The sequence below is a fragment of the Bradyrhizobium sp. SZCCHNR1051 genome (genome assembly GCF_032489615.1).
Lineage (GTDB): Bacteria > Pseudomonadota > Alphaproteobacteria > Rhizobiales > Xanthobacteraceae > Bradyrhizobium.
Genome location: NZ_JAUEYJ010000006.1, coordinates 252,180 through 276,671, shown reverse-complemented (window position 1 = coordinate 276,671; position 24,492 = coordinate 252,180). Strand labels below are relative to the sequence as shown.

General features: G+C 68.1%; 17 protein-coding genes. 14 read left to right on the top strand and 3 right to left on the bottom strand.

Features of this window, described 5'->3' with window-relative positions; translation table 11 throughout:
• Positions 1-59: 59 nt before the first annotated feature.
• Complete coding sequence (locus tag QW868_RS09755) at positions 60-1,418, top strand: peptidoglycan-binding protein (protein WP_316230426.1); 1,359 nt, start codon at positions 60-62, stop codon at positions 1,416-1,418.
• A 451-nt stretch (positions 1,419-1,869) separates the two neighbouring features.
• On the top strand, positions 1,870-2,673 hold the full coding sequence (locus tag QW868_RS09750; protein WP_316230425.1) for a ParA family protein: 804 nt from the start codon (positions 1,870-1,872) through the stop codon (positions 2,671-2,673).
• Between the two features lie 68 nt (positions 2,674-2,741).
• Here QW868_RS09750 and QW868_RS09745 read toward each other — a convergent pair whose 3' ends face one another.
• Both QW868_RS09745 and mutM read right to left on the bottom strand, forming a co-directional pair.
• Positions 2,742-3,227, bottom strand: a complete 486-nt coding sequence (locus tag QW868_RS09745) for a cyclic nucleotide-binding domain-containing protein (protein ID WP_316230424.1) — start codon at positions 3,225-3,227, stop codon at positions 2,742-2,744.
• Between the two features lie 79 nt (positions 3,228-3,306).
• Positions 3,307-4,188 (bottom strand): bifunctional DNA-formamidopyrimidine glycosylase/DNA-(apurinic or apyrimidinic site) lyase, encoded by an 882-nt coding sequence (gene mutM / locus QW868_RS09740; protein ID WP_316230423.1) that lies wholly within the window; start codon positions 4,186-4,188, stop codon positions 3,307-3,309.
• A gap of 105 nt (positions 4,189-4,293) precedes the next feature.
• On the opposite strand from mutM, the gene ubiE reads away from it, so the two are divergent.
• The 12 genes from ubiE (at position 4,294) to QW868_RS09680 (ending at position 23,740) form a co-directional block, all read left to right on the top strand.
• Positions 4,294-5,055 (top strand): bifunctional demethylmenaquinone methyltransferase/2-methoxy-6-polyprenyl-1,4-benzoquinol methylase UbiE, encoded by a 762-nt coding sequence (ubiE, locus tag QW868_RS09735; protein WP_315812186.1) that lies wholly within the window; start codon positions 4,294-4,296, stop codon positions 5,053-5,055.
• Complete coding sequence (ubiB, locus tag QW868_RS09730) at positions 5,052-6,626, top strand: 2-polyprenylphenol 6-hydroxylase (RefSeq protein WP_315758143.1); 1,575 nt, start codon at positions 5,052-5,054, stop codon at positions 6,624-6,626. Before ubiE ends, ubiB begins: the two co-directional genes overlap by 4 nt.
• A gap of 210 nt (positions 6,627-6,836) precedes the next feature.
• Positions 6,837-8,264, top strand: coding sequence for a bifunctional phosphopantothenoylcysteine decarboxylase/phosphopantothenate--cysteine ligase CoaBC (coaBC, locus tag QW868_RS09725; protein ID WP_315735628.1), 1,428 nt, complete (start codon positions 6,837-6,839; stop codon positions 8,262-8,264).
• Positions 8,261-8,719 carry a dUTP diphosphatase gene (gene dut, locus QW868_RS09720; protein WP_315797170.1) on the top strand — a complete coding sequence of 153 codons (459 nt, stop codon included), beginning with the start codon at positions 8,261-8,263 and terminating at the stop codon, positions 8,717-8,719. Before coaBC ends, dut begins: the two co-directional genes overlap by 4 nt.
• 189 nt (positions 8,720-8,908) lie before the next feature.
• On the top strand, positions 8,909-11,416 hold the full coding sequence (locus QW868_RS09715) for a sensor histidine kinase (protein WP_316230422.1): 2,508 nt from the start codon (positions 8,909-8,911) through the stop codon (positions 11,414-11,416).
• On the top strand, positions 11,413-12,942 hold the full coding sequence (tsaE, locus tag QW868_RS09710) for a tRNA (adenosine(37)-N6)-threonylcarbamoyltransferase complex ATPase subunit type 1 TsaE (RefSeq protein WP_315784435.1): 1,530 nt from the start codon (positions 11,413-11,415) through the stop codon (positions 12,940-12,942). Before QW868_RS09715 ends, tsaE begins: the two co-directional genes overlap by 4 nt.
• 348 nt (positions 12,943-13,290) lie before the next feature.
• Positions 13,291-13,596: a PilZ domain-containing protein gene (locus tag QW868_RS09705; RefSeq protein ID WP_008963143.1), complete on the top strand. Its 306-nt coding sequence runs from the start codon at positions 13,291-13,293 to the stop codon at positions 13,594-13,596.
• A gap of 156 nt (positions 13,597-13,752) precedes the next feature.
• The gene (locus QW868_RS09700; protein WP_315778422.1) at positions 13,753-14,475 is read left to right on the top strand and encodes a nucleotidyltransferase family protein; all 723 of its coding nucleotides are present in this window, start codon (positions 13,753-13,755) and stop codon (positions 14,473-14,475) included.
• A gap of 1,081 nt (positions 14,476-15,556) precedes the next feature.
• Complete coding sequence (gene addB / locus QW868_RS09695; RefSeq protein ID WP_316230421.1) at positions 15,557-18,703, top strand: double-strand break repair protein AddB; 3,147 nt, start codon at positions 15,557-15,559, stop codon at positions 18,701-18,703.
• Entirely contained in the window at positions 18,697-22,170 is a 3,474-nt protein-coding gene (addA, locus tag QW868_RS09690) for a double-strand break repair helicase AddA (RefSeq protein WP_316230420.1), read from the top strand. Before addB ends, addA begins: the two co-directional genes overlap by 7 nt.
• A gap of 98 nt (positions 22,171-22,268) precedes the next feature.
• On the top strand, positions 22,269-22,589 hold the full coding sequence (gene trxA / locus QW868_RS09685; RefSeq protein ID WP_015663255.1) for a thioredoxin: 321 nt from the start codon (positions 22,269-22,271) through the stop codon (positions 22,587-22,589).
• A gap of 140 nt (positions 22,590-22,729) precedes the next feature.
• A complete protein-coding gene (locus QW868_RS09680; protein WP_316230450.1) occupies positions 22,730-23,740 on the top strand; it encodes an ATP-dependent DNA ligase in 1,011 nt (336 codons plus the stop codon).
• Between the two features lie 2 nt (positions 23,741-23,742).
• On the opposite strand, the gene QW868_RS09675 is transcribed toward QW868_RS09680, so the two are convergent.
• Positions 23,743-24,483 carry a metallophosphoesterase family protein gene (locus QW868_RS09675; protein ID WP_316230419.1) on the bottom strand — a complete coding sequence of 247 codons (741 nt, stop codon included), beginning with the start codon at positions 24,481-24,483 and terminating at the stop codon, positions 23,743-23,745.
• Between the last annotated feature and the right edge of the window lie 9 nt (positions 24,484-24,492).

Genomic DNA, 24,492 nt, shown 5'->3' with positions numbered 1-24,492 from the left:
TGTGACCGACCAAGCAGATGTGCTTATTTATGTCAGCGGCAAGAGCATCGGGATTTGTCATGAGACGGCTGGCCTCGGCAACCTTCATCTGCGCCATCGCCGCGTGCGCATCGGCGCAGGCCCAGACGCCGCAGGGCGCGTTGCCGGGCGCCAAGCCCAAGCCGGTCGCGACCCAGCCGGTGCGCCCGGGCGTGCAGGCTCCCGCCGACACCGCCAATGCGATGAGCCAGGCCGAGCGGCTCGCGCTGCAATCCGATCTCGCCTGGGTCGGCCAGTACAATGGCGCGATCACCGGCGACGTCAGCGAGCGCATGGTCAACGCGATCAAGGAGTACCAGAAGCTCGCCGGCGGCAAGCCGACCGGCGTGTTGAACCCGCAGGAGCGCGCCGTGCTCGCCGACACCGCGCGCCGCAAGCAGGAGGGCGTCGGCTGGAAGCTCGTGACCGAACCGGTCAGCGGCGCGCGGCTCGGCATTCCCACCAAGCTGGTGCCGCAACAGACCAGCGACGGCACCGGCTCGAAATGGACCTCGCCCACCGGCACCGTGCAGGTCGCGCTGTCACGCCGCAAGGAAGCCAACCCGACCACCGCGGCGCTCGCCGACCGCGAGAAGAAGGAGCCCGGCCGCACCGTCGACTACACCGTGGTGAAGCCCGACTTCTTCGTGCTGTCCGGGCTGCAGAACCTGAAGAAGTTCTACATCCGCGGCACCTTTCGGGGCGACGAGGTGCGTATCCTGAGCATCCTCTACGACCAGGCCACCGAGAACACGGTCGCGCCGGTCGTGATCGCGATGTCGAGCGCGTTCACCGCGTTTCCGTCGACATTGGCCGCGCAGCCCGCGCCACGGCGCAGCGTCGATTACGGCACCGGCATCATCGCGAGCCAGGACGGCGCCATCATCGCCGATCGCGAGGTCACCGACAGCTGCGTCGCGATCACCGTTCCCGGCTTCGGCCATGCCGAGCGCGTCGCCGAGGACAAGGAGCGCGGGCTCGCGCTACTGCGCATCTACGGCGCGCGCGGCCTGAAGCCGCTGGCGCTGTCGGGCGGCCATGCGAAATCGTCGGTCGACATCGTCGGCATCGCCGATCCGCAGAGCCAGGGCGGCGGTGCCGCGATCAGCACCGTCAAGGCCCAGCTCGCCGCCAACGGCGCGGGTGACGCCTCGCTGGCGCCGGCGCCGGGCCTCGGCTTCTCCGGCGCGGCGGCGCTCGACGGCGATGGCAAGTTCGCCGGCGTCACCCTGCTCAAGCCAGGAATCATGGCCGGCACGGCGCTCATCCCGTCCACACAGGTCGTGATGGTGAGCGCCGATGCGACGCGCGCCTTTCTCGCCACGCATGGCGTCAAGCCCGACGGAACCTCGCTCGACGCCAAGGCGGCGACGGTGCGCGTGATCTGCGTGCGGAAGTAAAGCCTGCGCCAAACCGGTTCGGCATCGCAATCATGCCGCTGCGCACTGCGGCGCGGCAGCGTTTACGCAATGTTAAGCATGTCGTTTTAGAAAAAATTAAGGGCCCAACGGCGGCCGGCGGGGATCGGACGTGCAGCATCGCGACTGCATGGGATGATGCTCGGCGATGCCGATCGCTTGCCCGCGGCTCGCTGCCACTCAACTTCCTAGCACCTTGCTATCAACTCGGAACGGCTCCCGCCGTAGTCAACCGGTCTGTGCAGGCACAGGCCGAGCGTGAGATGGTTCGAACAGTTTTGTCGGCGTGCTGATTCGGACCACCGCGATCGCTCTTCATGAGTTGGATCGGGCCGGGACTGTCCTGAGCGAGAATAGCTCTGCACCGCGATCGCGATGCACTCAGCTTTGGCGTTCTCATAAGTTCCGTCAACATCCGAAGGACTGTCTCCCGATGTACACGATCGTTTTGGCCACGCAGAAGGGCGGCAGCGGCAAGAGCACGCTGGCGATTGGTCTGGCCGTGGCGGCCCAGCAGGCCGGCCACAAGGTGCGCGTGATCGAAACCGACCGTCAGGGCACGCTCACGAAATGGCAGGCGCGCCGCGCCGCGGGCGAGCCGATCGTCGAAGCCGTCTACGATGCCAAGACGATCGAGCCGCGGCTCGAAGCGCTGGAGCGCGATGGCGTCACCCTCTGCGTGATCGACACCGGGGCCGGCATCACGGCATCCACGACGGCCGCGATCCGCCACTGCGATCTGTGCCTCATTCCGGCGCGGCCGAGCGTCGCCGACATCGAGGCGACGGCACCGACGCTCAGCGTCGTCAAAGCCTGGCGCAAGCCGTTCGCCTTCGTGCTCAACCAGGCCCCGATCCGCGGCGGCCACCGCGTCACCGACGCGACGACCGCGCTCGACGCCGACGCTCCACGCGACATCGCCGAGGTGCTGGCGCAACCCTTCATCATGATGCGCAACGACCACCAGGACGCGCTCGCCGCCGGTCTCGGCGTCAGCGAGTTCGACGCGGCCGGCAAGTCGGCGCAGGAGATTCGCAGCCTGTGGCGCTGGACCGCGGGCAAGCTCGCCGGCGACCACGTCATGCACGACGCGGGCGAGCTGAAGGACGCGAGCGAGCACGCCGAGGTCGAATTCCCGATCATGCTGACGCCGCAGGTCGAGGAGGCCAAGGTGCCGGTGGCGCGGGCCTATCCGACCTGGGCCGACAACGGCATCAACTGGAAGGCTGGGTTGTAGTTGGAATTTGCTCTGAGCTTTCACGGCGCGGGCGGTGCGCTCCCTCTCCCCGCAAGGCTGGGAGAGGTTCAGAAACCCGACGACCGCGCGCCCGTCTCCAGCGCCTTGATCCGCGCATCGGCGCGACGTAGTCGGCGGCACAGCTCGCGATTGATGTTTTGCATCACGATCACATAGGCCTGGATGTCGGCCTTGTAGAAGGCGTAGAGATTCTGTGCCGTCAGCTCATACAAGATGGTCGGCGTCTCCGCGACCACCGTGGCCGACCTGTTCTGCATTTCGAGCAAGGTCATCTCGCCGAAGAAATCGCCAGGCTCGAGACGCGACATATGGATCGCAATGCCCGTCTCCAGGCGCTCGCTCACCTCCAGCGTGCCGCTGTGCACGACGAACATCGAGCGGCCCGCCTCGCCTTCGGCGACGACCACGGCGCCCCTGTCGAAGCGGCGCTCCACCAGCATCGAGACCAGCAGATCGAGGCTCGCGTCGGGCAGGCCGCCAAAGAACGGCGTCGCGAGCAGGAATGCTTTCAGATCGGGCGAGCTGACAGCCATGGCCGCAGTATACGCCCACCCTCGTCCGTCACAAGCGGACCCGCGCAGCCGGCCGTGCGCCGGCGCGTCGGCTGCTACATCACTTCTGGCACTTCGGACACCAGAAGGTCGAGCGTCCGTTCTGCACGAAGCGCTTCACCACGCCGCTGCAGCCATCCGTCCGGCACGGCTCGCCTTCGCGGTCATAGACCTGGAACGAATGCTGGAAATAGCCGAGCTCGCCTGATGTCTGGCGGTGATCGCGCAGCGATGAGCCGCCGGCGCGGATCGCCTCGTTGAGCACGGTGTGGATCGCTTCCACCAGACGCCCGGCGTGATCGGTGGGCTCGCCCTTCTTCGTGGCGAGCGTCGCCGCCAGCCGCCGCGGCGACAGGTGCGCGCGGAACAGCGCCTCGCAGACATAGATGTTGCCGAGCCCGGCGACGACGCGCTGGTCGAGCAGCGCCGCCTTCAGGCTGGTCTTCTTGTTGGCGCAGGCGCGCGCCAGCATCGCGGCATCGAATTCATTGCCGAGCGGCTCGGGCCCGAGATCCTTCAGATGCGGCTCGGTCTCGATCTCGCCGCGGCCTATGATCTTCATGAAACCGAAGCGGCGCGGATCGTTGAATACGATGTCGGCACCTGACGACATGTGAAACACGACATGGTCGTGCACGCTGTCCTTGCCGCGCGGAGTGTGAAACTCGCCCGGCGTCTCCTCGTGCTCCGGCTTGATCACCCGGAACGAGCCGGACATGCCCAGATGCATCAGCAGCACGTCGCCGGAGCCGAGGTCGGCCAGCAGATATTTGGCGCGCCGGCCGAGACCCCTGACGGTCTGGCCCTGCAGGCGCTTCGCAAAATCGGGCTGGAACGGAAACCGCAGGTCACCACGCCGGGCCTCGGCCTTGACGATGACCGCGCCTTCCATGACCGGCTGCAGCCCGCGCCGGACGGTCTCGACTTCGGGCAGCTCAGGCATTCCTGTTCATTTCACCTTTTGCATCCGCGACCATTCACCTTGTCCGGCTGACGTGATAGCGCCTTGGCCGCATCGGCGCTATGGTGCTGTATCGGAGTAAGGGTGATGGATCAGCCGGACCAAACCACTCATTTCGGCTTCAGGGATGTGCCTCTGGGCGAGAAGCAGACGCTGGTGAACGACGTGTTTCACAGCGTGGCCTCGCGCTATGACCTGATGAACGACCTGATGTCGGGCGGACTGCACCGCGTCTGGAAGGACATCATGATCAACACGCTCAACCCGCCGAAGAGCGATGCGCCGTTCGCGCTGCTCGACGTCGCCGGCGGCACCGGCGACATCTCCTTCCGCGCCGCCCGGAAGGCCGGCGCCGGCTTCCATGCCACCGTGTGCGACATCAACATCGACATGCTCGAGGTCGGGCGCCAACGGGCGCTGAAGCAATATCTCGACGACAAGGTCTCGTTCGTCGAGGGCAATGCCGAGAAGCTCGCCTTCCCCGACCGCTCCTTCGACGCCTATACGATCGCGTTCGGCATCCGCAACGTGCCGCAGATCGAGTTGGCGCTCGCAGAAGCCCATCGCGTGCTCAAGCATGGCGGCCGCTTCCTGTGCCTGGAGTTCTCGACCGTCGAGGTGCCCGGGCTCGACAAGCTCTACGACCTGTTCTCCTTCAATGTGATCCCGCAGCTCGGCCGCGCCGTCACCGGCGATGCCGAGTCCTACCGCTACCTCGTCGAATCGATCCGCCAGTTTCCGCGCCCCAGCGCCTTCGCCGAGATGATCTCGGCGGCCGGCTTCTCCCGCGTGTCCTGGCAGACTCTCTCCGGCGGCATCGTCGCGCTTCATTCCGGCTGGCGTTTGTGATCTCCGCACTCACTCACATTACGCGGCTCGCCCGGGCCGCCTTCGTGTTCGCGCGCGAGGGCGTGTTCGGCGCTGTCGATCCGAGCCTGGCGCCGCCGCCGGGCCAGCTCGCGCTCAAGCTGGCGCGGCTGGTCGAGCGCCCCGGCGCCAAATCCGGACCAAGATTGTCGCGCGCGCTGGAGCGGATGGGCCCGGCCTATCTCAAGCTCGGCCAGTTCCTGGCGACCCGGCCCGATGTCGTCGGCGTCATCATGGCGCGCGATCTCGAATCGCTGCAGGACCGGCTGCCGCCATTCCCGCAGGCCGAGGCCGAGGCGGTCATCGCCACCGCCCTCGAACGTCCGATCAGCCAGCTGTTCACGCATCTCGGCCCGCCGGTCGCCGCCGCCTCGATCGCGCAGGTGCATCGCGGCGAGGTCGAACACGACGGCATTCGTCGTCCGGTCGCGGTGAAGGTGCTTCGGCCCAACGTCGCCGCGCGCTTCCGCCGCGACCTCTCCGATTTCTTCTTCGTCGCCGAAAAGGCCGAGGCGCATTCGTCGGAAGCGCGGCGGCTGCGGCTGGTCGAGGTCATCAACACGATGTCGCGCTCGGTCGCGATGGAGATGGACCTTCGCCTGGAGGCCGCCGCGCTCTCGGAGATGGCGGAAAACATCAAGGACGATCCGGACTTCCGCGTGCCCGCGGTCGACTGGGATCGCACCGCCAACACCGTGCTGACGATGGAGTGGATCGACGGCATCGCGCTGAACGATCACGCCCGGCTCGCGGAGGCGAATGTCGATCTGCCCGACGTCGGCCGCAAGGTGATCCAGAGCTTTCTGCGCCACGCCCTGCGCGACGGCTTCTTCCATGCCGACATGCATCCGGGCAACCTGTTCCTGGACCAGCAGGGACGACTGGTCGCGGTCGATTTCGGCATCATGGGCCGGCTCGGCATGAAGGAGCGGCGCTTCCTGGCCGAAATCCTGCTCGGCTTCATCACCCGCGACTATCGCCGCGTCGCCGAGGTGCATTTCGAGGCCGGCTACGTGCCGCCGCATCATTCGGTGGAGAATTTCGCGCAAGCCATCCGCGCCATCGGCGAGCCGATCCACAACCGCACGGCCGAAGAAATCTCGATGGCCAAGCTGCTGACCCTGCTGCTCGAGGTCACCGGCCTGTTCGACATGCGCACCCGGCCCGAGCTGATCCTGCTGCAGAAGACCATGGTGGTGGTCGAGGGTGTCGCGCGCGGCTTCGATCCCAAGCTCGACATCTGGAAGGTCGCCGACCCCGTGGTGCGCGAATGGATCGAGCGTAATCTCGGCCCGCTCGGCCGCATCGAAGGCGCCGTGTCCGGCGTCGGCGATCTGGTCCGGCTCAGCGCGACCCTGCCCGTGCTCGCCGCCCGCGCCGCCGCCGTGCTGGAGCACATGGAGACCATGACCCGCGACGGCCTGCGCCTGTCGCCGGAAACCATCGCCGCCATGGGCCGCACCGAAGGCAAGAAGAGCCGCTGGCGCGCCATCGCGCTGTGGGTCATCGCGCTGACCTTCATCGGCATCCTGTTCGCGGTGCTCAGGTTGTGACGAAGATGTAGGGTGGGCAAAGGCGCAGCCGTACCGTTTCCGCGTCCGAGATCGCAGTGGCGCCGTGCCCACCGTCCTACCGATGCATGCGCATCGACGGTGGGCACGCTGCCGCCTGCGGCTGCTGCTTTGCCCACCCTACGGCTTGATTGCACTGCTGTCATTTTCTGCTAGCATTGCACTCACAACGACAATGCTGGGGAGGCGGTCATGGCGAGCCTGACCATCCGCAAGCTGGACGACTCTCTCAAAACTTATCTGCGCCTGCGCTCAGCGCAGAACGGGCGCTCGGTCGAGGAGGAAGTCCGGGTCATCCTGCGCGCGCTGATCGAGCCTGTCGATCCGTCCGAGCCGCCAATGGCGCCCCCAGCTCCAGCCAACCCGTCTGCCCCGCTCGTCCCCCAGCCCGGCCAGGTGCGCGAAGCCCGCGTCACCCTGATCATCAGCGGCGGCATCGCCGCCTACAAATCGCTCGACCTGATCCGGCGGCTGAAGGAGCGCCACATCCACGTCCGCTGCGTGCTGACCAAGGCGGCAACGCAATTCGTGACCGAGCTCGCCGCATCGGCGCTGTCGGGAGATCGTGTCTTCACCGATCTGTTCGACGCGCGCAGCGAGTTCGACGTCGGCCATATCCGGCTCGCGCGCGACTGCGACCTGATCGTGGTGGCACCGGCGACCGCCGACCTGATGTCAAAGATGGCGCACGGCGCCGCCGACGACCTCGCCAGCGCCATCCTGCTCGCGGCGAGCCGGCCGATCCTGCTGGCGCCAGCGATGAACCCGATGATGTGGAGCAACCCGGCGACGCGCCGCAACGCCGCGACCCTGCAGCGCGACGGCGTCCAGATGATCGGGCCGAACGCCGGCGAGATGGCGGAGAAGGGCGAGGCCGGTGTCGGCCGCATGGCCGAGCCGACCGAGATTGCGGACGCCGTCGTCGCCATGCTCAAGCCGCCGACGCCGCGCCCGCTCGCTGGCCGCCGCGTGCTGATCACCGCGGGCCCGACCCACGAGCCGATCGACCCGGTGCGCTACATCGCCAACCGCTCCTCCGGCAAGCAGGGCTTTGCGATCGCCGCCGCCGCGCAGGCCGCCGGCGCCGACGTGCGGCTGATCGCAGGACCGGTGGAGCTTGCCGACCCCAAGGGCGTCAGCGTCACCCACGTCGAATCGGCGCGGCAGATGCTCGACGCCGTCGAGGCCGAGCTGCCCGCCGACGTCGCGATCTTCGCCGCAGCGGTGGCCGACTGGCGCGTCGCCAATGAGGGCGGCCAGAAGCTGAAGAAGACGGACAAGGCGATCCCGCCGCTGACGCTGGTCGAGAACCCCGACATCCTCGCCACGATCTCGAAGCTGAAGGAGAAGCGGCCGGCACTCGTGATCGGCTTCGCCGCCGAGACGGAACATCTGATCGACAACGCCAAAGCCAAGTTCGCGCGCAAGGGCTGCGACTGGATCGTCGCCAACGACGTCTCGCCTTCGACCGGCGTGATGGGCGGCGACCGCAACACCGTGCATCTCTTGACGAGGGATGCCGATGGCGTCCATGTCGCGTCCTGGCCGATCATGACCAAGGACGAGGTCGCGACGGCGCTCGTCGCCGAGATCGCCAGAACCATGGGACCCATTGCGTGACACAGACCATCGCGATCGACGTGCAGATCCTGCCGCATGGCGAGGGACTGCCGCTGCCGGCCTATCAGACCGCACATGCCGCGGGGCTCGATCTGCTCGCCGCCGTTCCGGCCGATGCGCCGCTCGTCCTTGGGTCAGGCAGCCACGCGATGGTGCCGACGGGACTGTCGATCGCGCTGCCCGACGGCTACGAGGCCCAGGTGCGGCCGCGTTCGGGGCTCGCTGCGCGGCACGGCGTCACGGTGCTGAACGCACCGGGCACGGTGGACGCAGACTACCGCGGCGAGATCTGCGTGCTGCTGATCAACCACGGCAACGAACCGTTTACGATTCGCCGCGGCGAGCGCGTCGCACAGATGGTGATCGCCTCCGTGGTACGCGCCGAGCTCAGCCTCGCGACAACCTTGCCGACCACCGCGCGCGGCAGCGGCGGCTTCGGCTCGACGGGCCGTTGAACTACGGGCCTGCCACTGTTCCGACTCGAAAGAGTCGATCGACGGACGCATTTTCCTCAGGCGCAACCATCGTTCACGGTCTGGACTCTTACCGCTGGAGTCCCGAAGCGGTTATGGTTGATTGATTCGTGAGACGGCGCGGGCGACGCGATCGGCGCCGCCCGAAACTTCGTGCGGTTTGGGGCAAATATGTCGGGCGTGATCGTGGTGATGCGTCAGACGCTGCTGTCGTGCACGTCACTCGCGCGCAAGGGCCTGATGGGTCTCGCTGCGACTGCGCTTGCGCCGGCGACACCGGGCTTCGCAGGCGGTGGCGTGCCGCCGGATGCGATCACGACGCTGTTCGAGCTGAGCCGTCCTGATGTCGCCGAGGTGACGGCGATGCTGGCGCTGCTCGGCTTCTCCGTCGTCGCCGCGGTCGCGCTGGTGCGCACGCGTCTGGCGGCCGGCCGGAAGGAAGTGCGGCTGCGCGCCGACATCGCCGAGCTGCAATTGCAGGCCGATCGCTACCGCGCGCTGCTGTTCGCCGAGCCGCAGATCCTGATCGCCTGGCCGGCCGGCGGCCACCGCCCGCAGATCTCCGGCGACACCGCGATGCTGGTCCCGCAGGATCAGCCGCAGCGCATTCTCGCCTTCGGAACCTGGCTGCCGCCGGAGCCCGCGCTGCAGCTCGACCGCGCCGTCGACGCGCTGCGCGAGGCGGGCGAGGGCTTCATGCTCAATCTCACCACCTCGCACGGCCATGCCATCGAGGCGATGGGCCGCGCCATCGGCGGCCAGGCCATCGTGCGCATCCGCGAATTGTCCGGCCTGCGCCGCGAGCTCGCCGAGACGCAGCTCCGCTTCAAGGCGCTCGGCGAGGAGACGGAGTCGCTGCGCGCGCTGGCATCGGCGCTGCCGTGGCCGATCTGGGCACGGCAGGCCAATGGCGCCCTCGCTTACGTCAACGCCGCCTATGCCCGTGCCGCCGATGCCCGCGACGTGCCGGACGCGATCAGCCGCAACATCGAGCTGCTCGACTCCGCCGACCGTACCGACCTGCAGCGCGCACTCGGCGCCAACGGCCGTTTCGAGGGCCGGCTGCCGATCGTGACCGGCGGCGAGCGCCGCATGTATGACGTGCGCGCCTTCATGCTGGGCCACGGCAGCGCCGGCGTCGCCATCGACGCCAGCGAGGCGGCGGCGCTGGATGCGGCCGTGGTGCGGATGCGGGAAGCACACCGGCGCACGCTCGATCAGTTGTCCTCGGGCGTGGCCGTGTTCGACGGCCAGCGCCGGCTCGCCTTCTACAACGACTCCTATCGCCGGCTGTGGGGTCTCGATCCCGCCTTCCTGGACAGCCAGCCGGATGACTCGTCGGTGCTCGACCGTCTCCGCGCCGCGCGCAAGCTGCCCGAGCAGGCCGACTTCCGGGCCTGGAAGGCCAAGCTTCACGAGGCCTATCGCGCCGTCGAGGCCGCCAAGGACACCTGGTTCCTGCCCGACGGCCGCGCATTGTCGGTCGTCACCACGCCGAACCCGGAAGGCGGCGTCACCTATCTGTTCGACGACGTCACCGAGAGCTTCGCGCTTGCGCGCCGCTTCGACGGCCTGATCCGGGTCCAGCGCGAGACGCTCGACAGCCTCGCCGAAGGCGTCGCGGTGTTCGGCTCGAACGGCCGGGTCGAGCTGTTCAATCCGGCCTTCGCCAAGATGTGGCGGCTGTCGCCGGATCAGCTGCGCGAGCATCCGCATATCGACACCGTGGAATCCTGGTGCCATCAGCTCTATGACGACGCGGTCGCCTGGCGCACCATCCGCGAGGCCATCACCTCGATCGAGAACCGGCTCGACGTTGCGCTGAAGCTCGAGCGCAAGGACGGCAGCGTGCTCGACTGCATGAGCCGGCCGCTGCCCGACGGCGCGACCATGCTCACCTTCCAGGACATCACCGACACCGAGAATGTCGAACGGGCCCTGCGCGAGAGCAACGAGGCGCTCGAAGCCGCCGGCCAGATGAAGATCGACTTCGTCCACCACGTGTCCTACGAGCTGCGCGCGCCGCTGACGACGATCATCGGCTTCGCGCATTTCCTTTCCGATCCGTCGACCGGGCCGCTGACGCCGAAGCAGGCCGAGTATCTCGACTACGTCACCAAATCGACCAACGCGCTGCTGGCGCTGACCAACAACATTCTCGACCTCGCCACCATCGATGCCGGCGCCATGAAGCTCGAGCTCGGGCCGGTCGATGCCGCCAAGGCGATCGAGGCCGCGGCCGAAGGCGTGCAGGACCGGCTTGCCACGGATCGCATCCGATTGACGATCGCGGTGGACCCCGATGTCGGCTCCTTCGTCGGCGACGAGCGCCGCGTCGTCCAGGTCCTCTACAATCTGCTCGCCAATGCCGTCGGCTTCTCGCCGCCGGATTCGAGCGTCGCCGTCAGCGCCCGCCGCACCGATCACAGCGTCATCTTCGCGGTCACCGATTCCGGCCCCGGCATTCCGCCCGAGGTGAAGGACAAGGTGTTCGAATGGTTCGAGAGCCATTCGCAGGGCTCGCGCCATCGCGGCGCCGGCCTCGGCCTGTCGCTGGTGCGCTCCTTCGTCGAGCTGCATGGTGGCAGGGTGCGGATGGATTCGGTGGTCGGCAAGGGCACCACGGTCACCTGTGACTTCCCGACCGACCACGTCGCGCAACGCAACGCCGCGGAATGACGGACCAGCTGACATTCACCACCGCGCTGGCGGACGAGACCGCCACCGCCGCCCTGATGGCCGATCTCGCGCTGCTGATCGGCCCGGGTGCACTGATCACGCTCACCGGCGATCTCGGCGCCGGCAAGACGGCGGCGGCGCGGGCGATGATCCGGTACCTCGCCGGCGACGACGAGCTGGAGGTGCCGAGTCCGACCTTCACTCTGGCGCAGAGCTACGATCTGCCGAGCTTCCCGCTGGTGCATGCCGATCTCTATCGCATCAGCGACGCATCGGAGCTCGAGGAGATCGGCCTGTCGCCGCTGCCGGAGGCGACCGTCGTGCTGATCGAATGGCCGGAGCGCGCCGGCGGCACTCTCCCGCTGGACCGCGTCGACATCGCGCTGCGCCACGATCCATCGCAGGGCGACACCGCCCGCAGCGCCGAGATCACCGGCAGCGGCAAGGCGGCCGCGGTGGTTGCACGGCTGAAAGCCTTGCGCGAATTCCTCGCCGAGGCCGGGCACGCCAGATCGCGCCGCGAGCACATGGCCGGCGACGCCTCGACCCGCTCCTATGCGCGGCTCCACAAGGGCGAGCGCGTCTACATCCTGATGAACTCGCCGAAGCGGCCCGACGGCCCGGCGAGCTACAACGGCAAGCCCTATAGCGGCGCCGTGCATCTCGCCGAGGACGTTCGCCCGTTCGTCGCGATCGCCGCCGCCTTGCGCGGACGCGGCATCTCGGCGCCGAAGATCAACGACGCCGATCTCGGCCACGGCTTTCTCGTCACCGAGGATCTCGGACGCGAGGGCGTGATCGAGGGCGACCCGCCACGGCCGGTCGTGGAGCGCTACGAGGCCGCAGTCGATGTTCTCGCGTCGCTGCATGGGCAGGACGTGCCCGCCGTGCTGCCGCTGGCGCCGCAGGTGACCTACAAGGTCCCGACCTTCGACATCGACGCGATGCTGATCGAGATCGGCCTGATGCTCGAATGGTACCTGCCCGACCGTGGCGTGGAGCTGTCGCAGGTGCTGCGCGCCGAATTCCTGGAAAAATGGCGCGAGTTGCTGGAGGCGCCGCTCGCGGCCAAGCCGACCTGGGTGATCCGCGACTATCATTCGCCGAACCTGCTGTGGCTGCCGTCGCGCGAAGGCATCGCGCGCGTGGGCGTGATCGACTTCCAGGACGCGGTGATGGGCCCGCCGGCTTACGACGTGGTCTCCCTGGCGCAGGACGCCCGGATCGACGTGTCGGCGGAGATCGAGCAGGCGCTCCGAGAGCGCTACATCGCCGCACGCCAAGCTGCGCCGACGGACTTCGACGCCGACGAATTCGGCACGCACTACGCGATCATGTCCGCCCAGCGCAACACCCGCCTGCTGGGCACCTTCGCCCGCCTCAACCGCCGTGACGGCAAGCCGCACTACCTCAAGCACCAGCCTCGCATCTGGGACTATCTCCACCGCGCGCTGGCGCACGCGGCGCTGGAGCCGCTACGCGATTGGTACGCGGCGAATGTGCCGCCACCGGCTGGCGTAGCTTGAGGCACCCTCTCACGGCACCGACGGTGCGCTCCCCTCCCCCTTGCGGGGAGGGGTCGGGGTGGGGGTCTCCGGGCGAGACTCAAAGTGACGAGCGCAGACCTCTCGCCATCAGCGGCAATCATGACCGCCGGCGGCTGTCAGCTGCCGGTCCGAGTAAACCAACAAATTCCGCATCCGTGGCCCCCCCACCCCCAACCCCTCCCCGCAAGGGGGAGGGGAGCGGACCGCCGTTGTGGGAAGAGGACGCGCCAAAACCACCCACCCGCGTCGCTTTACCGGTTCTTAGCCATCCCCCCTTACCTTGCGCCCGCGGCGCCGGTTGCGCGCCGCGCATGAATGGAGGTTGCGATGGCAGAGCGGATGAAGGGCGAACGCGTCGTCTTCGAGCGCGGCATCCCGGCTTTCATGATGGGCATCGACGGCACCTGGCGGCGCAACTGCACCATTGAGGACGTCTCGGAGACCGGGGCGAAGCTGACGGTCGAGGGCTCGGTCGAAGGCCTGCACCTGAAGGAGTTCTTCCTGCTGTTGTCGTCGACCGGCTTGGCCTACCGGCGCTGCGAGCTGGCCTGGGTCAATGGCGACCAGATCGGCGTCACCTTCCTGAAGCAGGGCAAGAAGAAGACCAACAAGCGCGCCACAGCGGAGGCCTGACGGCGTACCGGGAGACACGTGCGGCATCCTGCATCGGGACGACGGCGCCGCCGTCGCACATTCGTCATCGCGCCGGGCTATCGCAACCGACCGAGACGATAGATGTTTTTGCGTGGTATGATTCGTGCGTACCACCTTTGATCGAGATTGCCTGAGATGCCCGTCAAGCCGCACAAAGCCATGGTCCTCGCCGCCGGTCTCGGATTGCGCATGCGCCCACTGACGGAGACGATGCCCAAACCGCTGGTGCGCGTCGCCGGCCGCCCGCTGCTCGACCATGTGCTCGACCGCCTCGCCGAAGCCGGGGTCACCGAAGCCGTCGTCAATGTCCACTATCTCGCCGACCAGATCATCGCGCACACGGCCGCGCGCAGCACGCCCCGCGTGATCATCTCCGACGAGCGCGACCAGGTGCTCGGCACCGGCGGCGGCGTCGTCAAGGCGCTGCCGCTGCTCGGCCACGAGCCGTTCTTCCACGTCAACTCCGACACGATGTGGATCGAGGGCGTGCGCCAGAACCTCTCGCGTCTCGCCGACGCGTTCGATCCGGAGCGCATGGACATCATGCTGCTGATGGCGCCGACCGCGACCTCGATCGGCTACGCGGGTCAAGGCGACTACGCGATGCTCGCCGACGGTACCTTGCGCAAGCGCCGGGAGCATCAGGTGGTGCCGTTCGTCTATGCGGGAGCGGCCATCATCTCGCCCGCGATCTTCGATGGCGCGCCGTCGGGCGAGTTCTCGCTGACGAAGATGTTCGACAAGGCGAACGAGCAGGACCGCCTGTTCGGCCTCCGCCTCGAAGGCGTGTGGATGCATGTCGGCACGCCGGCCGCGGTGGCGGAAGCGGAAGAGGCTCTGATGGAGAGTGCGGCGTAGCGGACTGCCCGACGGGCGAATCAAGTCGGTGCATTGCGCGATTTGCTCCGCCTCGTCGGCGCCGACCCTGCGCTGGGATCACTCAAATCATCTGCGTCGAGAAACGATTTTCGTCCGCACATTCAACCCGATCCCGCTCGTCGCATCCGACGCGCACAAAATTCTTCTTTCGCTTTTACAGAATTCATGTTCTCTGATGCGCATCCCGCCTCGTTGCGAGGGGCGTATCGCGATCGTCACGAACGTTGAGCGCGGGATGCGATGGCCTGTCAGGACCGCAGCGTGCTTTCGGGTACGCGGACGAACGGTTCGGGCAGGACGGCGAAATCGTAAGGTCCCGGCATCCCGATGCTGATGCCAAGCCGTGCGGCGGATGAACCGCGCGGCGACGGTGGCTACAAGCCGGCACACCGAGGAGAGGACGTATAAGCCGTCAACCCATCGCGCAGGGAAGGCCGGGTCGTTCCGGCTGAACCTGTGGTTCCTGCCCCGTGCACTCTTTCCCGCACGGGGGCCACGGGCCTCAGCCGAGGCTCGGCCTTCCCTGCGCCCTTGCTTCGGATGAGGGCGGACGATTTGCATCACTCGGGCGCGACGGCGTCGCGGGAATGAGGACGCATGAGGCGCGGTCGGTGGCCTGCCTAAGATGGCGAATCGGGCGAAACTGCTTCCTCATATTCAGTGTCGTCCCGGCCAAGCCCTGGCATCGCGCAGCGAGGCCAGGGCGCAGAGCCGGGACCCATATCCACAGGGGGGCGTGTTGCGTAGGCTAGCCATGACCATCGCGCCACAAACATCAGCCTGGGGCTATGGGTCCCGGGTCGGCGCCTCTGACAGCGCTGACGCGCTGTCAGAGGCTTGCCCGGGACGACGGCGAATATGCGGAGGTCGCGTGATCAGCTCACTTCACCCGAGTGGCGAACGTCATCCCGGACCGCCGCTTCACGCCGCGAACTGCCCTACCCGCAAGTTCTAGGCAGCCGAGCGCAGCCGCACCTGTCAACACCCATCCACACCCCCGATATGACCTGCGGCCGATCGCTCCCTATATAGACGCCTCGAGCAACCCGAATCGCAGGCCATGCGCGTCTTCACCGTTCCCATCTCGGCGCCGTTCCTGCGCAGCGTGATCGCGGCGCTGGTCGACGGCCGGCTGGTCGACGGCTTCGAGGCGCGCAGCGATCCCGCCCGGCTCGCGACCGCGACGCTGTATCTGCCGACGCGGCGCTCCCTGCGGGTGGCGCGCGAGATGTTCCTCGACGAGCTGAAGACCGATGCCGCGGTGCTGCCGCGGCTCGTGGCGCTCGGCGACATCGACGAGGACGAGCTCGCCTTCGCGGAGGATCGCGACGCGTTCCTCGGGCCGGCGCCGCTGGAGATTCCGGAACGGCTCGACGACCTGCAGCGCCGGCTCACCTTGGCGCGGCTGGTGGCGGCCTGGGCCAAGACGCCGGTGTCGGCGCCGCTGGTGATCGGCGGGCCCGCCTCGACGCTGGCCCTGGCCGGCGACCTGGCGCGGCTGATCGACGACATGGTGACGCGCGGCGTGTCCTGGGATGCGCTCGATGCGCTGGTGCCGGATCAGCTCGACAAATACTGGCAGTATTCGCTCGAGTTCCTGCGTATCGCGCGGACCGCGTGGCCGGCCTATCTGCAGGAGATCGAGCGCATCGAGCCGGCGGCGCGGCGCGATCTGCTGATCGCGGCCGAAGCGGCGCGGCTGTCGGCGCAACCCGATGGTCCCGTCATTGCCGCAGGCTCCACCGGCTCGATGCCGGCCACGGCAAAATTCCTGCTCGCCGTCGCCAAGCTGCCGCATGGCGCGGTGGTGCTGCCTGGGCTCGACACCGATCTCGACGAAGCCGCGTGGAGTTCGATCGGCGGCAGCAAAGATCGCGGCGGCCGCGTGCTGACGCCACCTGCCGTCAACCATCCGCAATATGCGATGCACCTGCTGCTCAAACGCTTCGGCCTGGAGCGGCGCGACGTGGTCCGTCTCGCCCCAACCGGCCGTGGCGGCCGCGAGGTGCTGATCTCAGAAGCGATGCGGCCGTCGGAAGCGACGGCGATGTGGCACGAGCGGCTGCGCCAGTTCGACATCGCCGCCAACATCGCCGAAGCAATGGACAATCTCGCTGTCGTCGCGGCCCCCAATCCGGAGATGGAGGCGCTGGCGATTGCGATCGCGATGCGCGAGGCGCGGCATCTCGGCAAGTCGGCCGCACTGGTGACGCCGGACCGCGCGCTGGCGCGCCGCGTGATGGCGGCGCTGACGCGCTGGCATCTGACCTTCGACGATTCCGGCGGCGATGCGCTGCTGGAGACGCCGGCCGGCATCTTCGCGCGCCTCGCCGCCGAAGCCGCAGCGCGCGGGCTGGAGCCGCCGACCTTGCTGGCTCTGCTCAAGCATCCGCTGTGCCGGCTCGGCCGCGCCGCGAATGGCTGGAAGAGTGCCATCGAGACGCTGGAGCTCGCCATGCTCCGCGGCACGCGGCCACAAGCCGGAAGCAGCGGGCTTGCGCGCGACTTCGCGCGCTTCCGCGACGAGCACACCAAGCTGCACCAGGGCGAAGCATCATCGCTGCACAAGGCCGAGCCGCGCGCGCGTCTCAGTCCCGAGCAGCTCGACCGCGCCGGCGCGCTGATCGCGCAATTGCAGACGGCCCTGGCGCCGCTCGAAAACCTCGCCTCGCCGCGCCCGCAGGATTTCGCCGAGCTCGCCGCGCGGCATCGCGAGGTGCTGATCGCGTTGTCGACCGACGATGTCGGTCTCAGCACCGCCTTCACCGATCGCGACGGCGCGGCGCTGGCGCGCTGCTTCGACGACCTGCTCGCGTCCGGCGAGCGCTGCGGCCTGATGGCGCCGCTGTCGGACTATCCGGATCTGTTCCATACCGCCTTCTCCGATCGCGCGGTGCGCCGCCCCGAGCGCCACGGCGCGCAGCTGCAGATCTATGGTCCGCTCGAAGCGCGGTTGATGCAGGCCGATCGCATGATCATCGGCGGCTTGATCGAGGGCGTGTGGCCGCCGGCGCCGCGCATCGATCCCTGGCTCAGCCGGCCGATGCGGCATCAGCTCGGGCTCGATCTGCCCGAGCGCCGCATCGGCCTGTCGGCGCACGACTTCGCGCAACTGCTCGGCGCGTCCGAGGTGATCCTGACGCACGCCGCCAAGTCGGGCGGCGCGCCGGCCGTGGCCTCGCGCTTCCTGCACCGGCTCCAGGCCGTCGCCGGCGAGGCACAATGGAAAGCCGCCGAAGCGCGCGGCGAGACTTACGTCCGCTATGCCGAGGTGCTCGACCAGCCCGCCGCGGTGAAGCCGGTCGAACAGCCGGCGCCGAAGCCGCCGCTGGCAGCACGGCCGCTGCGCATGTCGGTGACCGCCATCGAGGACTGGCTGCGCGATCCCTACACCATCTTCGCCCGCTACATCCTGCGGCTCGATCCGCTCGATCCCGTCGACATGCCACTGTCGGCGGCCGATCGCGGCTCGGCGATCCACGAGGCGATCGGCGAGTTCACGCAAACCTATGCGGAGGCGCTGCCGCTGCATCCGGCGCATGCGCTGCGCGTCATCGGCGAGAAACACTTTGCGCCGCTGATGGAGCGGCCCGAGGCGCGGGCATTGTGGTGGCCGCGTTTCCAGCGCATCGCCGGCTGGTTCGCGGCGTGGGAGACCGCGCGGCGCGCGCAGATCGGCGCGATCACCGCGGAGATCCGCGGCGAGATCGGCATTCCCTTGGATCAGGGCCGCACCTTCATGCTGTCGGCGCGCGCCGACCGCATCGAACAGCGTGCCGAGGGCACCTACGCCATTCTCGACTACAAGACTGGCCAGCCGCCGACAGCCAAGCAGGTGCGCATGGGGCTGTCGCCGCAGCTCACACTCGAAGCCGCGATCCTGCGCGAAGGCGGTTTCGACGGCATTCCCGCCGGCAGCCTGATCAGTCAGCTCGTTTATGTCAGGCTGTCCGGCAACAATCCGCCAGGCGAAGAGCGCATCCTCGAGCTGAAGATCAACAAGAGCGACACGCCGCAGCACCCGGACCAGGCCGCGCAGGAGGCGCGCGCCAAGCTCGAAGCGCTGATCCGCAGCTTCGAGGATGTCAATCAAGGCTACACCTCGCTGAACCTGTCGATGTGGGCGAACCGCTACGGCAGCTATGACGACCTCGCCCGCATCAAGGAATGGTCGGCGGCCGGCGGACTGGGAGTCGAAGAATGGTGAAGGCGCCCCGCCCCATTCCGCAGGCCGTGCGCGACGCGCAGACGCGCGCGTCGAATCCGGCGGCGTCCGCCTTCGTGTCGGCGAATGCCGGCTCGGGCAAGACGCATGTGCTGGTGCAGCGCGTGATCCGGCTGCTGCTCGACGGCGTGCCGCCGGAGAAGATCCTCTGCATCACCTTCACCAAGGCCGCCGCCGCCAACATGGCCGAGCGCGTGTTCTCGACGCTCGGCCATTGGGTGACGCTCGACGACGACGCGCTCGACAGCGCGATCCAATCCACCGGCATCCCAAACCCCGACAAGAAGCTGCGGGCGTCGGCGCGAAAGCTGTTCGCCAGCGCGCTGGAGACGCCGGGCGGGCTGAAGGTGCAGACCATCCACGCGCTGTGCACGCGGCTGCTGCAGCAGTTCCCGTTCGAAGCCAACGTGCCGGCGCGGTTCTCGGTGCTCGACGAGCGCGACCAGACCGAGATGATGGAGCGCGCCAATCTCAAGGTGCTGCTCGACGCCGCGCGGGCGCCCGACAGCGCGGTCGGCCGCGCGCTGCAGGTGGCGATGGCCAATGCGGCGGACTCGACCTTCAAGGAGGTCGTGCGCGACGCCTGTCTCAGCCGCGATCACTTCATGGCCTGGACCGATGGCGCGGGGCGCGTCGAGGTCGCGGCGCAACAGCTCGGCGAGGTGCTCGGCATCAGCGCCGACGAGACGCTGGAAGCCATCGAGCGCGACATCGTCGACGGCCCCAATCTGCCACTGAGGGACTGGACCGACATCGCCGGCCGGCTCGACGGCGGCGCCAAGACCGATCAGAAGCAGGCCGAGCAGTTGCGCGCGGCGCTGGCGTTCTCGGGCGCCGATCAGGTCGATGAATATCTCCGCGTATTCCTGACCGAGGACAAGGAGCCGCGGAAGTCCCTGCTCACCAAGAAGTTCGCCGACGCCAATCCCGGCATCGCCGGCCTGTTCGAATCGGAAGCGCGCCGGCTCGACCGCCTGATCGAGAAGCGCCGCGCGGCGGTCGTGCGCGACCGCACCGAGGCGCTGTTGCAGATCGCGACCGCGGCGGCTGCGAACTATCGCCGCGAGAAGGAGGAACGCGGCCTGCTCGACTATGACGACCTGATCGACAAGACCCTGGCAATGCTCAACCGAGTCTCCGCCGGCTGGGTGCACTTCAAGCTCGACCGCGGCGTCGATCACGTGCTGATCGACGAGGCGCAGGACACGAGCCCACGGCAATGGGACATTGTCGCCCACATCATCGAAGAGTTCACCGCCGGCGCCGGGGCGCGCGACGGACTCACGCGTACGATCTTCGCGGTGGGCGACGAGAAGCAGTCGATCTTCTCGTTCCAGGGCGCCGACCCGCACGAGTTCGATGCGCGCCGGCGACAGTTGCAGAAGCGCTTCACCGACGCCGGGCTGTTGTTCGACCCGGTGTCCTTCACCTATTCGTTCCGCTCCGGGCCGACGGTGCTGCACGCGGTCGACCACGTGTTCCGCGAGCGCGACGTCTACAGCAGCATCCATTCACCCGACATCGGCCATCCCATCCACAACGCGCTGACCGATGCCGGACCGAGCATGGTCGAGCTCTGGAGCCTGTGCGAGCGCGATGACCGCAAGGAGATCGAGGGCTGGCGTGCGCCGTTCGACGGCGTCTCGGTCACGAGCCCCGAGGTCAAGCTTTCCAGGCGCATCCAGGCCGAGATCAAGCGGCTGATTTCGACGGGCACGATGACCGGCCATGACGGCGCGCGACGGCGGCTGAGCTATGGCGACATGCTGATCCTGGTGCGCCGTCGCGGCAACGCGTTCGACGCTGTCATCCAGGCGCTCAAGCACGCGGGCATCCCCGTGGCGGGCGCCGACCGGCTGAAGCTGACCGAGCACATCGCGATCATCGACCTGATGAACCTCGCCGACGCGCTGCTGCTGCCGCAGGACGATCTGGCGCTGGCGACCGCGCTGAAGAGCCCGTTGTTCGGGCTCGACGACGACGATCTGTTCAAGCTCGCCTGGCAGCGCCGCGGGTCGTTGCGCGAGGCGCTCGCCGCCCATGCAGCTGACGACGAGCGGCTGCAGGCGGTGCTGCGCCGGCTGCAGCAATGCGAGCGCCGTGCCGCCGAGGACACGCCGTTCGCCTTCTATGCCTGGCTGCTCGGCGGCGATGGCGGCCGGCGACGCGTCCTGGCGCGGCTGGGTCACGAGGCCAATGACGCCCTCGACGAATTCCTCGAGCTCGCGCTGTCCTACGAGCGCAAGGCGCCGGCCTCGCTGCAGGGCTTCCTCGCCTGGCTGCGCGCCGCCGACACCGAGGTGAAGCGCGACATGGAGATCTCGCGCGACGAGATCAGGGTGATGACCGTGCACGGCGCCAAGGGCCTCGAGGCGTCCGTCGTCTTCCTGGTCGACACCACCTCGTCGCCGGCGGATTCGCAGCGGCTGCGGCTGATCCACGTGCCGCATGGCGAGCAGGAGATCGTGGTCTGGGCCGGGCGCAAGGCCGACGATCCGCAAGCCGTCGCGGCGGCACGCGTGGCGATGCTCAAGGAGACCGAGGACGAGTATCGCCGGCTGCTCTATGTCGCGATGACCCGCGCCGCGGATCGGCTGGTCATCGGCGGCTGCATGCCGGGCAACATGAACAACGTCCGCGGCGGCAGCTGGTACGACCTGATGGCGCGCGGGCTCGATGCCGCGGAGCTGCAGGTCGAGGTGATCGAAACCGAAGACGGACCGGTCAAGCGCTATGCGCGGGCCGAGGACATCGCGGAAACCGCTGCTGACGAAACGCGGCGCATGGTGGGGACGGCGGTCGAGCTGCCGGCTTGGCTGCGCACGGCGGCGGTGGAGGCGCCCGGCGAGGTCGCCGTGCTCAGGCCGTCCGATCCATCCGCCGACGAGCGGCCGGTGCGCACGGGCGAATCGCTGGCGGCGCGCAGTCTTGCGATGCAGCGCGGCACGCTGGTGCATCGCCTGCTGCAGTCGCTGCCCGACGTGGCGCCGGAGCGGCGGCGCGATGCCGCGCTGCGATATCTGGTTCGCAACGCCGCCGACTGGCCGGACGATGACCGTGCGGGTCTCGCGGACCGCGTGCTCGCCGTCATCGAAGACCCGCGCTTTGCCGCGGTGTTCGCGGCCGGGAGCCGGGCGGAAGTCTCGATCGTGGGCCGCCTCGCACTGGCCGGCCAGCCGCCGGCGCTGGTCTCCGGCCAGATCGACCGACTGGTGGTGACCGAGGCCGAGGTGCTGATCGTCGACTTCAAGACCAACCAGCAGCCGCCCTCGGGACTCGCCGACGTGCCCCCGGCCTATGTCCGGCAGCTCGCGCTGTACCGCGCCGTGCTCGGCCAATTGTACCCCGGACGAAACGTCCGTGCCGTGCTGCTCTGGACCGAAGCCGCTGAATTCATGGAGCTTCCGGCCTCCGCGCTGGACGCCATGCTGCCATCCCAGCACGTCTGAGTGAGCCCGCTTGACCCGGCATCACGCCATTCCTAATTTGACGCCCACGCAGAAGCCGCGCGTCCGCGCCGCTCCCTCCAACCGAACGAGGTAATCCCATGGCCGTTGGCAAGGTTTCCGACGCCGATTTCGAAAGCGAAGTGCTCAAGGCCGACGGTCCGGTCGTGGTCGACTTCTGGGCCGAGTGGTGCGGCCCGTGCCGCATGATCGCCCCTGCCCTCGACGAGATCTCGAGCGCGATGGGCGACAAGGTCAAGATCGTGAAGCTGAACGTCGACGAGAGCCCGAAGACGGCCTCGAAGTACGGCGTGATGTCGATCCCCACCCTGATGGTGTTCAAGGGCGGCGAGATGGCCTCGCGCCAGGTCGGTGCCGCGCCGAAGGCGAAGCTGCAGCAGTGGATCTCGTCGGCGGTGTGACGTCGAGAACCATGATTTTTGGCGAGCGGCCGGCGGAATCGCCGGCCGTTTGCGTTGAGGGGTGTGAGTCAGCGTTTTCGGATGTCGCCATGCCCGCCCGCGCCCGTCGCTCGCCCTCCCGCAAATCCGGCCTGCTGGCCATGGAGGCGCGCTCGGTGGACGCAATCCCGCGCGGCGAGGACTGGCAATACGAGCCGAAATGGGACGGCTTCCGTTGCCTGCTGTCGCGCGAGGGCCCGACGGTGACGATGCAGTCCAAGGCCGGCGAGGACCTCGCGCGCTACTTCCCGGAGATTGTCGCCGCTGCGCGCGAGCTGAAGGCGACCAGCTTCACACTCGACGGCGAGCTGGTGGTGCCGCAGGCGAAGACGTTCTCGTTCGACGCGCTGCTGCAGCGGATTCATCCCGCCGCGAGCCGGGTGAAGAAGCTATCGGTGGAGACGCCGGCGCTGTTCCTGGCCTTCGATCTGCTGGCGAGTGGCAAGAAGGAGCTAGTGACGCACACGCTGCACGAGCGGCGGCCGGCGCTGGAGGCGTTCGCGAAAGCGAACTTCGCGGATCATCCGACGTTCCGGCTGTCGCCGGCGACGAGGCGCTTCGCGACCGCGCAAAGCTGGCTGGCGCAGTCCGGCGGCGGCTCGGATGGCGTGATCGCCAAGCGCCTCGACCTGCCCTACCAGGCCGGCAACCGCGAGGGCATGCAGAAGATCAAGCGCTACCGCTCAGCCGACTGCGTGATCGGCGGCTTCCGTTACGCCACCAACAAGGGCGCCAACGGGCGCAAGCTGGTCGGCTCGCTGCTGCTCGGGCTCTACGACGATGACGGCCTGCTGCACCACGTCGGCTTCACCTCCGCGCTCAAGAAGGAGGAGAAGCCCGCGCTGACCGACAAGCTCGAGCCGCTGATCTCGCCGCCCGGCTTCACCGGCAATACGCCGGGCGGGCCGAGCCGGTGGTCGACCGAGCGCTCGGCGGAATGGTGTCCGCTGAAGCCGAAGCTGGTGATCGAGGTCTGCTACGACCATTTCTCCGGCGAGCGCTTTCGCCACGGCACCTCGATCCTGCGCTGGCGCCCCGACAAGTCGCCGCGGCAATGCACCTTCGAGCAGCTCAGGCAGAAGGTTGCTGATCCCTTGAAGCTGCTCGCGTGAGGTCAGCGGATCCAGCCGGTCGCGAGCGCAGCGGCGAATTCGCCGTCGCCATTGGCGCGCGCGAGCGCGGCCATGGCCTGGTGATCATAGGGCACGTGGCGGAAGGTCACGCTCCAGCCGGCCGACCGCTGCTCCAGGATCGCGTAGCGCGCATCGGGCGTGCCCGCTTCGACGACATGCGGATGCGGCACGTCGTAGGAATAGCCGGGGCTACCGACGCTGCCGGGATTGACGATCAGCCGCCCGTCGCGCAGGCGCACCGCGCGGGCCGTGTGCGTATGGCCGCACAGGATCAGCGGCTGCGAGATATCAGCGGCAAGTTTCTCGATCGCATCGAGCGGCGCGCAAGTGATCGCACCGTCCTGAGCGACGCTCTCGAGCCAGTAGACGTTATCGTCATCGGGCGTCGCGTGACAAAGGAAGGCCTGGTCCCGATAGACGGCCGTTGCCGGGATCGCGCGCAGCCAGTCGCGATGATCAGCTTCGAGCTGGGCGTAGGCGGGTCGCTCCCAAGCTCCCATCTTCTCCGGCGGCCGATCGATCAGCCAGCGGTCATGATTGCCGCGCACATGCATCGCCTCGAGCGGCATCAGCAAGTCCATTGTCTTGCGCGCGTCGAGCGGACCACTGGCCATGTCGCCGAGGTTGACGATATCAGTCACGCCTTGCGCCCGGATGTCGGCCAGCACGGCTTCGAGCGCGAGATGGTTGCCGTGGACGTCTGCGATCGCGGCAAAGCGCATGCGCTATTC